11 protein-coding genes are annotated in these 13,624 nt (G+C 51.3%); 5 read left to right on the top strand and 6 right to left on the bottom strand.

Going from position 1 to position 13,624, the window contains the following annotated elements; genetic code table 11:
- The first annotated feature begins 51 nt into the window (after positions 1-51).
- The gene (locus E8E00_RS01530) at positions 52-729 is read left to right on the top strand and encodes a hypothetical protein (protein ID WP_096629978.1); all 678 of its coding nucleotides are present in this window, start codon (positions 52-54) and stop codon (positions 727-729) included.
- Here the strand turns inward: E8E00_RS01530 and E8E00_RS17100 are convergent.
- Complete coding sequence (locus E8E00_RS17100; protein WP_157893178.1) at positions 707-865, bottom strand: hypothetical protein; 159 nt, start codon at positions 863-865, stop codon at positions 707-709. The two genes, E8E00_RS01530 and E8E00_RS17100, sit on opposite strands and share 23 nt — an antisense overlap.
- Positions 866-1,012: 147 nt before the next feature.
- On the opposite strand from E8E00_RS17100, the gene treR reads away from it, so the two are divergent.
- The 3 genes from treR to treC all read left to right on the top strand — a co-directional run bounded on the left by treR (position 1,013) and on the right by treC (position 5,255).
- Positions 1,013-1,969 (top strand): trehalose operon repressor TreR, encoded by a 957-nt coding sequence (treR, locus tag E8E00_RS01525; protein ID WP_096629981.1) that lies wholly within the window; start codon positions 1,013-1,015, stop codon positions 1,967-1,969.
- A 144-nt stretch (positions 1,970-2,113) separates the two neighbouring features.
- On the top strand, positions 2,114-3,532 hold the full coding sequence (treB, locus tag E8E00_RS01520; protein WP_069591000.1) for a PTS trehalose transporter subunit IIBC: 1,419 nt from the start codon (positions 2,114-2,116) through the stop codon (positions 3,530-3,532).
- A gap of 58 nt (positions 3,533-3,590) precedes the next feature.
- Positions 3,591-5,255 carry an alpha,alpha-phosphotrehalase gene (gene treC / locus E8E00_RS01515; RefSeq protein WP_096629984.1) on the top strand — a complete coding sequence of 555 codons (1,665 nt, stop codon included), beginning with the start codon at positions 3,591-3,593 and terminating at the stop codon, positions 5,253-5,255.
- A gap of 59 nt (positions 5,256-5,314) precedes the next feature.
- On the opposite strand, the gene ilvN is transcribed toward treC, so the two are convergent.
- From ilvN to E8E00_RS01490, 5 genes are all read right to left on the bottom strand, one after another.
- Entirely contained in the window at positions 5,315-5,812 is a 498-nt protein-coding gene (gene ilvN / locus E8E00_RS01510) for an acetolactate synthase small subunit (protein ID WP_077479504.1), read from the bottom strand.
- Positions 5,812-7,530 carry an acetolactate synthase 3 large subunit gene (locus E8E00_RS01505; RefSeq protein ID WP_069590994.1) on the bottom strand — a complete coding sequence of 573 codons (1,719 nt, stop codon included), beginning with the start codon at positions 7,528-7,530 and terminating at the stop codon, positions 5,812-5,814. Before E8E00_RS01505 ends, ilvN begins: the two co-directional genes overlap by 1 nt.
- Before the next feature lie 397 nt (positions 7,531-7,927).
- A complete protein-coding gene (locus E8E00_RS01500; protein WP_096629987.1) occupies positions 7,928-9,790 on the bottom strand; it encodes a long-chain fatty acid--CoA ligase in 1,863 nt (620 codons plus the stop codon).
- An 85-nt stretch (positions 9,791-9,875) separates the two neighbouring features.
- Positions 9,876-11,003 (bottom strand): MJ1255/VC2487 family glycosyltransferase, encoded by a 1,128-nt coding sequence (locus tag E8E00_RS01495; RefSeq protein WP_096629990.1) that lies wholly within the window; start codon positions 11,001-11,003, stop codon positions 9,876-9,878.
- Entirely contained in the window at positions 11,000-11,539 is a 540-nt protein-coding gene (locus E8E00_RS01490) for a phosphatase PAP2 family protein (RefSeq protein WP_069591008.1), read from the bottom strand. Before E8E00_RS01490 ends, E8E00_RS01495 begins: the two co-directional genes overlap by 4 nt.
- Positions 11,540-12,060: 521 nt before the next feature.
- Between E8E00_RS01490 and leuA the strand changes: the two genes are divergently transcribed.
- Positions 12,061-13,623: a 2-isopropylmalate synthase gene (gene leuA, locus E8E00_RS01485; RefSeq protein ID WP_069590988.1), complete on the top strand. Its 1,563-nt coding sequence runs from the start codon at positions 12,061-12,063 to the stop codon at positions 13,621-13,623.
- The last annotated feature ends 1 nt before the right edge of the window (position 13,624 follow it).

Raw genomic sequence — 13,624 nt, 5'->3', positions numbered from 1 at the left:
GGCTTGCATTTAGTCGCGAACCAATCTCGTCGACCCAGCACAGGGAGTGTTATGAAGTTCACCAAAGCCCAGCACGCTATGGAGCAAATCTGGGCAGCCATATTAACCCGCCAGTTATCACTCACAGCGCGCGCAGAGGGCGATTATCCACTCACTGTCTCTGCTTTGTGTGAGCAACTCAGCCTGTCGACGGCCACAGCACGCGATGGCTTGCATTTATTAGCGGTAGAGGGACGGGTCCTTTATCAGCCTCATCTTGGCTATCGGCTCACACCATTAAGCCAAGCAGACTGGCAGGCACTGATTCAAGCCCTAAAAGGTCTGTTTGGTGCGTTCATCGATAGCTTTCCGAGCAAACTGAATGAACAGACCGCATTACAGGTGTTGGGACTGATTCATTCTATTCAGCACTTACCCGCCAAAGATAGCGCCGATATCACCACCATGACCTATTGGCACCAGACCCTGCACACCCAGCTGCTTTGTGGTATCAATCCCTACTTACAAAAGGCGTTGATGCCAGTCATGGCGCAGCACCAGCGCTATCTCACCCATCCTGATGTGAAGATAGATTGGCTGGCACAATGGCAACAGCTATTTCCGATTGTGCGCGGTTTGGTTTCGCCACGCCCGCAAGCGTATACGCAGCGCTATCAGCAGTACTGGCAATCGCTAAACCAGCACCTTGACGATCAGCTTACCGCGCTTACCAGTGGACAATTTCTTTGAAGTGCGTTTTGATCAGTACCGCTAACGGCACCAAATAAATCGCGCTAAGCTTTAATGCCATTACCGCGAGCGTCAGTGTGGTCATGCGCACTAGGCACTTGTTGATGGTTTGTACGACAGGGTGGCTCATCATCATTTCAGTCTAAAGTAGGATGGTTGTTCAAAAATCAGGCTGTAGTTTACAAATTAATCAATAAATCGCAAGCGCCAATCACGCCTGTTATCATGGCGCGCGAAGAGGCTGAGTCTAAGCCACTGATTTACCGCTACCACAGAGAAAAAAATGACAAAACCATTAACCATTTTGGATATTGCCCGCTTAGCCGGGGTGGGGAAATCGACCGTATCGCGTGTGCTAAACCATGACGCACGCGTTAAAGATAGTACCCGCGCTAAAGTACAAGCGGTGATCGACCAACATGGCTTTTTACCGTCGAAGTCGGCGCGCGCGATGCGTGCGCAACGCAGTGGTGTTGTGGGCGTGATCGTGGCAAAGCTCAGTTCCAACTCAGAGAACACCGCACTGACGGGGCTGCTCAATACCTTGTATGCCAAAGGCTATGACGCAGCCATTATGGAAAGCCAGTTCTCACAACAAAAAGCACAAGCCCATCTCGATGTGCTAAAACGCCGTAACGTCGATGGGATTATCTTTTTTGGTTTTTCTGGCTGTGATCTCAACGCGCTAGCGCCATTCGCCCCCAACTGTGTCGTGCTCGCCGTTGATAGTGAGCAATACGCCAGCGTCAGTTACGACAACCAAGGTGCCGTCACGCAAGTCATGGACCACTTTTATCGTCAAGGATGCCGTCATATTGCCTTCTTGGGGATTGATGAGCGCGATGAAACCACAGGTCTCGCCCGATCTGATGCCTATCAACATTTTTGCCAAACCCACCAGCTTTCACCACAACTCCATCGTTGTGAGATGAGCCTGCATGCCGCCTATGCCGCAACAGATTGCCTGTTAACCCCGCAGACTGACGCCATTGTCTGCGCATCTGATACCCTCGCCTTAGGGGTCGCAAAACGCCTACAAACCCTAAACCGTGAAGATATCGCCATTGGCGGCATTGGCAACCATGACATGCTACGCTTTATGTTCCCACGCGCAGTCAGTGTGGAACTGGGCTACCATCAAGCAGGGCAACATGCTGCTGAGTTGCTGCTCAAGCAGTTGGATGATGAGGTGACCACTATCACACATTGGACGCAACCCTGTCATCTTGTGACTCCCTAGCCAACACTAAAAATCAAGCAGTTACGAATTTCTGTGTGATGGTTTTCAAAACATGGGAACGATTCCACTGATAATTGGCTTAGTACGATCAATAATCAATGGGAACGTTACCAATGAATACCCTACAGCAATACAGGATTGCTTATGAGCCAGATAAATAAAAATGCCGTTGATCAATTGATCACTCATATAGGCGGCAAAGACAACATCGCCACCGTGAGCCACTGCCTCACCCGTTTACGCTTCGTATTAAATGACCCGGAAAAAGCGGACGTCGCCGCCATTGAAGCGATCCCCATGGTTAAAGGCTGCTTTACCAGCGCCGGCCAATTCCAAGTCGTGATCGGCACTAGCGTGGACCAAGCCTTCGTCCTGTTGCAACAGGCCACCGGCGTCGAGGGTCAATCAAAAGATGAGGCCAAGCAAGCCGCGCGTAAAAACATGAGCCTGCTAGAACGTGCGATTTCACACCTCGCGGAAATTTTTGTTCCCCTTCTCCCCGCGATCATCACCGGTGGTCTGATCCTCGGCTTCCGAAACGTGATCGGTGATATCCGCATGTTCGATGGCAAAACCTTAACCGAGATCAGCGAGTTTTGGGCCACAGCCCACGGCTTTTTATGGCTGCTTGGCGAAGCCATCTTCCACTTCCTGCCTGTCGGCGTGTGTTGGGCGACAGTCAGAAAAATGGGCGGCACACCGATTTTGGGTATCGTGCTCGGTATTACCTTGGTATCGCCTCAGTTGATGAACGCTTACCTTATCGGTAAAGAAATGCCTGAAGTGTGGGACTTTGGCTGGTTCTCAATTGAAAAAGTCGGCTACCAAGCACAGGTGATCCCAGCCATGTTTGCGGGGATGGCATTGGCGTTTATTGAAACCCAGTTAAAACGCATTATTCCGGATTATTTGTATTTAGTGGTGGTGCCGTTTGTCGCGCTACTGACTTCCGTGATCTTGGCACACACCCTTATCGGCCCATTTGGCCGCGAGATTGGTAATGGCGTGGCCTTCTTAGCCCGTTCGGCAATGACCGGCGATTACGCCTACATAGGCGCGGCCCTGTTCGGCTTCCTGTATGCACCTTTGGTGATCACCGGTGTTCACCACACCACCAACGCGGTGGATTTGCAGCTGATGCAAGAGATGGGCGGCACCCCCATTTGGCCACTGATTGCTCTGTCTAACATTGCACAAGCCTCGGCGGTTGTCGGGATCATTTGGATGAGCAAAAAAGAAAACGAACGTGAAATCTCTGTACCCGCAGCAATCTCGGCCTATCTTGGCGTGACAGAGCCGGCTATGTACGGGATTAACCTACGTTACAAATTCCCTATGCTGTGCGCGATGGTTGGCTCGGCGCTGGCCGCCATTGTGTGTGGTCTTTCCGGTGTGATGGCCAACGGCATTGGTGTAGGTGGCTTGCCGGGTATTTTATCTATTCAGCCACAGTTCTGGGGTGTTTACGCGGTCGCGATGCTGATTGCCATTATTGTGCCTATTGCACTCACCGCCTTTATGTATCGCCGTCAAGCCAGCAAAGGCAAACTGGCGGTCGTCTAACTCCCATTCAGTCTGCGGGGAGCACGCTCCCCGCTTTATTAGCGTTAAGAGAGACATTATGCACGCACATCCCTGGTGGAAAACGGCCACCATTTATCAGATTTACCCCAAGAGCTTCCGTGATACCACACAAACAGGGACAGGTGATCTGCCGGGCATTATCGAAAAGCTGGACTACTTTTCGGCCTTGGGCATCGACGCGTTATGGCTAACCCCCATTTATGTATCACCACAAGTCGATAACGGCTACGACATTGCCGATTATTACGCCATTGATCCTAGCCTAGGCACCATGGACGACTTCGACACCCTGCTCGCCGAGGCGCACAAACGCGATATCCGTATCATCATGGATATTGTGATTAATCATACCTCAACCGAGCACCCTTGGTTTCAATCCGCGCTTGCCAGCAAAGACAGCCCCTATCGCGATTACTACATCTGGAAAGATCCGGTTAACGGCGGCGTTCCAAACAACTGGCAATCAAAATTTGGCGGTAGCGCGTGGCAATGGCATGAACCGACCGGCCAGTATTACCTCCACTTATTTGCCACCGAACAGGCCGACCTTAACTGGGAAAACCCAGCGGTGCGGGCAGCAGTCAAAGACGTAATGGCTTTTTGGGCCGACAAAGGCGTGGATGGTTTTCGACTCGATGTGATCAATTTGATCTCCAAAGATCAGTCGTTCCCTGATGATCATCAAGGCGATGGGCGCCGTTTTTATACCGATGGCCCGCGCGTTCACGAATACTTACAAGAGATCAGTCGCGACATTTTCCAACGTTACGGCAGCGCCACTGTGGGCGAGATGTCTTCGACCACCTTGGAGCATTGTCAGCAATACTCCGCGCCGGATGGCAAAGAGCTCTCCATGGTGTTTAACTTCCACCACCTAAAAGTCGATTATCCGAGCGGCGAGAAGTGGCGACTGGCACCGTTTGACTTCTTAGCCCTAAAACAGCTTTTCCGTACTTGGCAGCACGGCCTACATAATCAAGGTTGGGGAGCACTGTTTTGGTGTAACCACGACCAACCGCGTGTAGTCAGCCGCTTTGGTGATGATCGCCATCATCGCGTTGCCTCCGCCAAGATGCTCGCCACCGCGATTCATATGCAGCAAGGCACGCCTTATGTGTATCAAGGGGAAGAAATTGGTATGACCAACCCGGGCTATCAGCGTATTGATGATTATCAAGACGTCGAAAGCCGAAACATGTACCGCCTGCTTTGCGAACAAGGCATGCCTGAAGGGGAAGTGTTGGCCATTCTGGCGGCACGCTCACGCGACAACTCGCGCACCCCCATGCAGTGGGACAGTTCAGCAAACGCCGGTTTTACCAAAGGCACACCGTGGCTCAAGCCTGCGCCTAACTATGTTGACGTCAATGTCGACACCGCACTGGCGGATAAAAACTCGGTGTTCTATCACTACAAGCAGCTAATTTCCCTGCGGAAAACCTTACCCGTGATCCGTGAAGGGGATTATCAGGACTTGCTGCCTGACCACCCACAGCTGCTCGCGTATCGTCGCGACAATGGCGACAGCCAACTGGTGGTAGTGTGTAACTTTTATGGCGAGCCGGTCACAGCGACCTTGCCTGTCGCCCCTGCCCCGAACGCAGACTTGGTGAGCCATAATTATCCAGAAGCCAAGCCCTTGATGCCAGAAATGCAGTTGGCACCCTATGAAGCCTTGGTGTACTTGATTAACCCCGCTTAATCCACAAAAAATGGCACGCCTTGGCGTGCCATTTTCCTTATCACGACCAGTTGCTTGGGTTACTGGCGCAGCGCTCGCTCGCCGCGTGCAATACCCACCACACCACTGCGTGCAACTTCAATGATCTCGGTAATTTCACCCACCGCGCGAATAAAGGCATCCAACTTGTCACTGTCGCCCGTCAGCTGCACGGTATATTGTGAAGCCGTCACATCGACAATTTGCCCCCGAAAAATATCGGCGGTGCGTTTTACTTCCGCGCGGGCGTAGCCACTCGCTTTCACTTTCACCAACGCCAGTTCACGTTCAATGTGATCGCTCTCGGTGACATTACTCACTTTCAGTACATCAATCAGCTTGTGCAAATGCTTTTCGATTTGCTCGCGGTCCGCATCGCTGACCACTGATGTGGTGATATTTAAGCGCGACAAGGTCGCATCATCGGTGGGTGACACCGTCAGTGATTCAATGTTGTAGCCACGCTGAGAGAACAGACCCACCACGCGCGACAAGGCACCCGGCTCGTTTTCCATTAAAACCGATACAATACTGCGCATTAGGTTCTCTCCGTTTTGCTCAACCACATTTCATTCATCGCCCCACCGCGTACCTGCATCGGATACACGTGCTCAGTTTCATCGACATGGATATCGACAAACACCAAGCGATCTTTCATTGCCAGCGCCTTTTCTAGGCCGGCTTCTAACTCAGACGGATGGCTAATGCGCATCCCCACATGGCCATAGGCTTCGGCAATCGCGGCAAAGTCCGGCACCGAGTCCATATACGAGTGCGAATGGCGGCCTTGATAAATCATGTCCTGCCATTGTTTGACCATCCCGAGGAAACGATTGTTGAGATTAACGATCACCACCGGGATATCATATTGCAGTGCGGTGGAGAGCTCCTGAATATTCATTTGAATACTGCCATCACCGGTAACACACACCACCTGCGCATCCGGCAGCGCGAACTTCACTCCCATGGCGGCGGGTAGCCCAAAGCCCATGGTGCCCAAGCCGCCCGAGTTTATCCAACGACGTGGTTTATCAAACGGATAATAGAGTGCCGCAAACATTTGGTGCTGACCCACGTCGGAGCTTACATAGGCCTCGCCATCGGTAAGGCGATACAAGGTTTCAATCACTTGCTGCGGTTTGATGCGCTCCGGATCCACGTCATACTTCAAACACTGACGCTCGCGCCAAGTTTGAATATTGTGCCACCAAGTACTGATCGCATCACTGTCGTTACTGCCACCTTGCTCCACCAGCAATTTCAGCATGCTATTTAGTACCGCATCCGCCGAGCCGACGATAGGAATGTCTGCCGCCACGGTTTTAGAAATGCTCGATGGGTCGACATCAATGTGCATGATGGTGGCATCGGGACAGTATTTTTCTAAGTTATTGGTGGTGCGATCGTCAAATCGGACACCAATACCAAAGATCAGATCGGCTTGGTGCATCGCCATGTTCGCTTCGTAGGTGCCATGCATGCCCAGCATGCCCAGCGAGTGTTGATGGGTGCCGGGAAACGCGCCTAGCCCCATCAAGGTGCTGACAACAGGGATGTTAAGGCTTTCTGATAGTTGGCGGATTTGTTCGCCACAATCGGCCATGATTGAGCCACCACCGACATACAATACTGGTTTTTTCGCCGCCAGTAGTGCTTTTAAACCACGCTTTATCTGCCCTTTATGTCCCGAGGTGGTCGGATTATAAGAGCGCATGCGTACACTGTCTGGATACTGATAAGGATGCTTTTGTGCCGGATTCAGCATGTCTTTAGGAATATCCACCACCACAGGGCCGGGACGTCCCGTTGAGGCAAGATAAAAGGCTTTTTTAACAATGTTAGGAATATCTTCAGCGCGCTGGACTAAAAAGCTGTGTTTGACCACCGGGCGGGAGATCCCCACCATATCGCATTCTTGGAAGGCATCATTGCCAATCAGGCCGCTCATGACTTGGCCAGAAAAAACCACCATGGGGATCGAGTCCATGTACGCGGTGGCTATGCCAGTAATCGCATTGGTTGCCCCTGGGCCTGACGTCACCAGCACCACGCCCACTTCCCCCGTGGCACGCGCATAACCATCGGCCATGTGGACCGCGGCTTGTTCGTGGCGTACCAACACATGGTCGATATCACTCTTTTCGTGCAATGCGTCGTATATATCCAGTACTGATCCGCCTGGATAACCAAAAATATGTTTTACGCCTTGATCGATCATGGAACGCACGATCATCTCGGCACCGGATAACATTTCCACTCTACGCCTCCCTGTTTGCATAGTTAGGACTTACTTTTAGCCTAATCCTGCCCCTTACTCTTAGATGTACTGGTGGTCACTCACCACGCGGACATCGAAACCAAATACTGGCGGTAAGGCGGCGTTAGATTGTCACTTGGCCTGCTTCGGATGAAGCTGCAATCAATGTAACGTTTTATTTGCAAAACTGTCTATTAGCTAATCAGTATTTACATTTTTAATCTAAATGTTGAGTGAATGTTACTGGATAACACTGATTGGGAGGTGGGAAATCGGAAAGATCCACTACAAGAAAACAAGTTTGCCAGATTTACTATACAAGACGAGGAGAAAAACGACGTGAAAATAGCCGTTAGAGGAGACATTTCTCATCGATGAGAAACGTCCCCTTTACACATCATTGACGCTGGTACATTGCCTCAATGTGGTGCTGGTAACGTGAAAGGATCACTTTACGGCGTAGCTTCATGGTCGGCGTGAGCTCGCCACTGTGCATACAAAAGCCCTGCGGCAGTAGAGTGAAGCGTTTAACTTGCTCAAATTTGGCTAACTCGTGTTGTAAGCTCTGCAAGCGCTTTTCAAACAAGGCCACCACATCGGCGTGTTTCAGCAGCTCTTTGCGATTTTGATATTTGATATTGGCCGCCCGCGCCCACTCTTCCAAGGCATCAAAGCAAGGCACAATTAAGGCCGATACAAAATGACGCGCCTCTGCCACTACCGCAATCTGATCAATAAAATGATCGCGCACCAAAGCGCCTTCTACCCGCTGTGGCGCGATGTATTTGCCGCCAGAGGTTTTCATCAGCTCTTTGATTCGGTCGGTGATAAAGACGTTGCCCTTGGCATCAAGATATCCCGCATCGCCGGTTTTCAAAAAACCATCCTCGGTAAAGGTGGCCGCGGTCGCGTCGGGCTGATTAAAGTAACCCCGCATCACCATTGGCCCGCGAACTTGAATTTCATCCTCCGCACCAATTCGCACCTCCGCCCCTGGCATCGGATAACCAATCGAATGAGGGTCAAAGCGCGTATCGTCCCAACAAGAAACCGTGGCGGTAGTTTCGGTCATGCCATAACCCAGCTTGACGTTAATGCCTATGGCGTGGAAAAACGCGCCGATGTCCGGGTCAAGACGCGCTCCACCACATGGCATCAAGCGCATCTTGCCACCCAATAGCGCACGTAACTTACTCAGTACCAGCTTGTCGGCCAACGCCAATTGCCATTGCTGACGTCGCGACGGTGATTGGCCAGCGCGTAACTGACTGGCATGACGCTCGCCTTGGCGTAGCGCCCAACGGAACAAATGCGGTTTAATGCCGGTGGCCCGACTGAGTTTGTCGTGAATAGCACCATGAATTTTTTCATAAAAACGCGGTACCGCACACATCACCGTCGGTTTAATCTCCGCCAATGCATCACGCACCTGAAGCGGGTTTGAGAGATAACAGTTCACCGCCCCGCGGTGCAGGACGTAATAGCTCCAGGCGCGCTCGAACACATGAGAAAGCGGCAAAAAGGCCAAGGACACATCATCGGGGCTTAATGCCAAGACTTGGTCATGTACCTCCAGCTGCGCCGCAACATTGGCATAATCTAGCATCACCCCTTTCGGATCGCCCGTGGTGCCAGAGGTATAAATCAAGGTGATCAAATCATCCATGCATCGCGCATCAATGCGCGCGTCTAATTCGGCTTGATAGCTGCGATCGTCTTGCAATAACCAACTGGCCCAGTCCCACACTTTGGGATGTGCAGGTACCTGTGCCTCTTGGTTGAGGGCGATTACCCCTTTGACATTGGGGCAGTGTTCAAGGGCTGCAACCGCGCTCTCTAGTTGCTCGTCACCGGCGAAGATCCATTGCACGTCCGCATCATTGATAATGTGTGCCGCTTGCTGATCAGTGCTGGTTGCGTAAATCGGCACCGGCACGGCGCGAATTTGCAACGCGGCAAAGTCCAACATCGCCCATTTTTCACTGTTCGGCGCAAAGATAGCGACGGTTTGCTGAACCTGACAACCAGCTTTGAGTAAACAGCGTGATAGCTGATCAATGCGCTCGCCCAGTTGGCGCCAGCTGATACTCGCCCACTGTGACTGTTGCTGAAAACGGATAGCTTCGCGTTCACCTTGGGCAGTAATTTGCTCGCGGATGCGCGTGACGATATGGTTTTGGGTGTTCACTGTGTCTCTCTTGGATCGCCGTTTGGCGAACACATGTACGCTCAATAATGGCAGCGAGTTTACCGAGCGCATCACCAAACTCAAGAGAAATTGAGTGAATGCTCTAGCGAAAATGTAAAAACGTGATTCAACAGACCAGACCGCCGTTATTGGGCGGTCAGCGCATCAAGCGGTTTAACAGTAAGGGATGCTGACGTCGACGTGGATGCGGGCGGCTAATATCCAGCAAACATTCTTCAACCGCTTCTGGAAAACGGACCTGCGACCAAAGCTGGTGAAATAAACTGTGTGTTTGGTCGAGCTCACCTTTGACCAGCCACTCCGCTAACGCTCTTGCGACATCAGGGTAACGGATCTCGCCGGTGGCCGGGGCTTTCAACCAATCTCTCACCGCGCGAGCGTCTAAGTGTGTCATGGCGTGCGCCACCCCTAATTGTGCCAGCGTTGCCACATTACTCAGCTGCTCAAACTGTCCTGCCAAGGGTTTTAGCAATAACTTTTTCCCCATGGTTAATGCTTCAGAAGGCAGTTCAAAGCCACCATTCGCGATCACACCTTGGCAAGCCTTTAGCGCAGTATGAAAGCTGGCTTTCCCAAGTGGCATAAAGCGAATATTCTCTCGCCGATAGCCTTGCTTCACATCTGGATGAAAACAGACAAAACCTTGGTTAAAGCGCAGTAACAGCGCCGTCACTGCATCGAGTGACTCAAAAGGAAGATAGACCAAGACATCCTCTGATTGACTCGCTTTTAGTGAAAGGCTGTCATCACTGCCGATATCAATGATGGGGGGCAAGATCGGCTGATTAAAGTGATACCAATGGAGCCCTATGGCATGATCCGTCGGCGCAAAATAACGCATAATCAGCCGGTTTATCAGTCCTTCCCCCTGTTTAGGGACCGCATGGGCAAATGCAGCTTGATGGCTAATCGCCACGGAGGGAACGCCTTGCTGGCGTGCCGCCCAAGCCGTGATAGGCTCAAAATCGGATACCACTTTGTCGTAGCCCGTAACATCGAGCGCGCGAATATCACGATAAAGTTGCCGAACGTGATGCTTTTTTGCCGTCTCAAGCAGCGCAATTTTACCGTCGCGACTGATAAAACTCATGCCGGTAAAAGTACGATAGTCACCAAACGGCGCCATATCAAAATAGCGCTCGGCAGGTCGTCCAGAAAAGACAAAATCCACACTCACGTCATACGCTTTTAGGGCCCTTGCCATCGCCCTTGCCCGTGAAATATGGCCGTTACCGGTTCCTTGCACACCGTATAAAAGCTTCATGTACTTGCCGCCATCCAGTAAAGATCGTCGGTGATGTTTTGTGCCAACGCAGTACAGAGAAGTCCTAACACCGCGCCGACCAGAATATCGCTAACAAAATGGACCCCCAGCAATACGCGGGACAGCCCAATCAACCCCGCCCAAATAAAGGCCACTGTCGCCAAGGGGGGATAAAAGGTACTAATCAGCGAAGCCATTAAAAAAGCGGCCGCCGTGTGGCCAGAGGGCATGCTGTATAAATCTGAGGGCGTGATAAAAGCGGGCAGCTGTGAAGGCCGTGCGCGACGGAAGCTCCGTTTAAGTACCCAATAGATGGGCAATTCAATCGCAAAGGCGACGATTCCAGTGCACAACAACCATAAGCCAAATGCACCATCTAGCCACCATGCGGCCAAGCCAATTCCTGCATATAACGGCCCATCACCAGAGTGTGATATCACCCGCGCCACTTTGGCTGTCGCTGCACTAAATCGATGAGAAAGGCACAGGTACGACACCGTGTGGTCAAAACGTTGAATCGCTGTAAAGCTTCTCATCATGCCCCCGCTTTCGGTTAGCTGATGGTCAAACTCTAGTCAGCGGGTATGACAACGGGGTGACGTTATGAGGTCATATTGATGAAGATAACACTCCCTGCAGTTTGTTATCCTGACACAGAGAAAGTGCTATCTAACTGCATAACTTCCTCGCAACCAACAGCCGTTTATTTCGAATTACACATTCAAAAGCAGTGTAATAAACTGGTTTTAAGCAGGTTAACTAAGCAGATCCATTTTTTTATTTTTTTGTGATTGACGCTTTCCCCGCCGCTCTGTTATTTCTGTAACCAGCAAACATATTGAATGGATAGTTCATGACACTGATTACACTACGCCTCATCCTCCTCCTTATCGTGACTCGGTCGCGCGGGTAGGTATTGGGCAGCAATCAGTGAATGCCAAATGTCAAAAACCCGCGCCAGACGCGGGTTTTTTTGTATCTAACGCCGTCAAAATAAAACACAGCGCCCATTAAGAGAGCCATGAAGGCGGCGAGCAAACACAACAGGGAGTCACACATGAGCGACAACAGTCAGGTCATCATCTTTGATACCACTTTGCGCGATGGTGAGCAGGCCTTATCCGCCAGCTTAACCGTGAAAGAGAAGTTGCAGATCGCCCAAGCCTTAGACCGACTAGGCGTCGACATTATTGAAGCCGGTTTTCCAGTCTCCTCGCCGGGCGATTTTGAATCGGTGCGCACCATCGCTGAGCATATGCAACATGCGCGTGTTTGTGCCTTATCTCGCGCCGTCCCTAAAGACATTGATGTTGCCGCTGAGTCCCTCAAAGCCGCCGACGCTTTTCGTATCCACACCTTTTTATCCACCTCAACCATTCATGTAAAAGATAAGCTTCGCCGCAGCTACGATGACGTAGTCGAGATGGGGGTACGCGCCGTCAAGCACGCGCGCCAATACACGGACGATGTGGAATTTTCCTGCGAAGATGCCGGTCGCACCCCAATAGATAACTTGTGCCGTATGGTGGAAGCGGCAATTGATGCCGGTGCGACCACCGTTAATATTCCCGACACGGTGGGTTACACAGTGCCGAGTGAATTCGGCGATATCATTGCGACCTTGTTTAATCGCGTCCCCAATATCGACAAAGCGGTAATTTCTGTCCACTGCCATGATGACTTGGGGATGTCAGTCGCCAACTCCATTGCCGCCATACAAGCTGGCGCCCGCCAAGTGGAAGGCACGATTAATGGCATCGGCGAACGCGCCGGTAACTGTGCGCTGGAAGAAATTGCGATGATTTTAAAAACTCGCGCCGACTTATTAGGTGTGGAAACCAAGTTAAATCACACCGAAATCGCCCGCACCAGTAAGCTGGTTAGCCAACTTTGCAACATGCCAATCCAGCCCAACAAAGCCGTGGTCGGTACCAATGCCTTTAGCCACTCTTCTGGCATTCACCAAGATGGCATGCTGAAAAACAAAAATACCTACGAAATCATGACGCCAGAGTCGATAGGGTTAGGCAAAAAAGCGCTGAATTTGACCAGCCGATCCGGCCGTGCCGCAGTGAAAAGCCACATGGAAAACCTTGGCTATACCGAGCAAGACTACGATTTAGACACCTTGTATCAGTCATTCTTGCAGCTGGCAGATCGTAAAGGTCAGGTGTTCGATTACGACTTAGAAGCCTTGATGTTCTTCAACAACCTCAAAGAAGAGGACGACTTTTATAAGCTCAACTATCTAGGCGTGCAATCCGGCAGCCTAATGGCGACCACCAGCATCAAGTTGCAATGTGGCGATGAAGAAAAACGCGAGGCGGCAATCGGTAACGGCCCCGTCGATGCCCTTTATCAGTGCATCTACCGCATTACTGGCTACGACATTGAACTGGATAAATTCGATCTGACCGCCAAAGGAGAAGGGGAAGATGGTCTCGGTCAAGCCGACATTATTGCCAACTACAAGGGCCGTAAATATCACGGCACCGGGGTCTCAACCGACATTATCGAAGCCTCCGGTGAGGCGCTATTGCACGTGATCAATGCCATCTATCGCGCGGATAAAATTGCGCAGATTAAGGAACAATCCCACTTAAAACAGGAGACAGTATAAC

This window comes from Salinivibrio sp. YCSC6 (assembly GCF_004916735.1).
Taxonomy (GTDB): Bacteria; Pseudomonadota; Gammaproteobacteria; order Enterobacterales; family Vibrionaceae; genus Salinivibrio; species Salinivibrio proteolyticus.
This window is presented reverse-complemented; position numbering and strand designations above follow the sequence as displayed.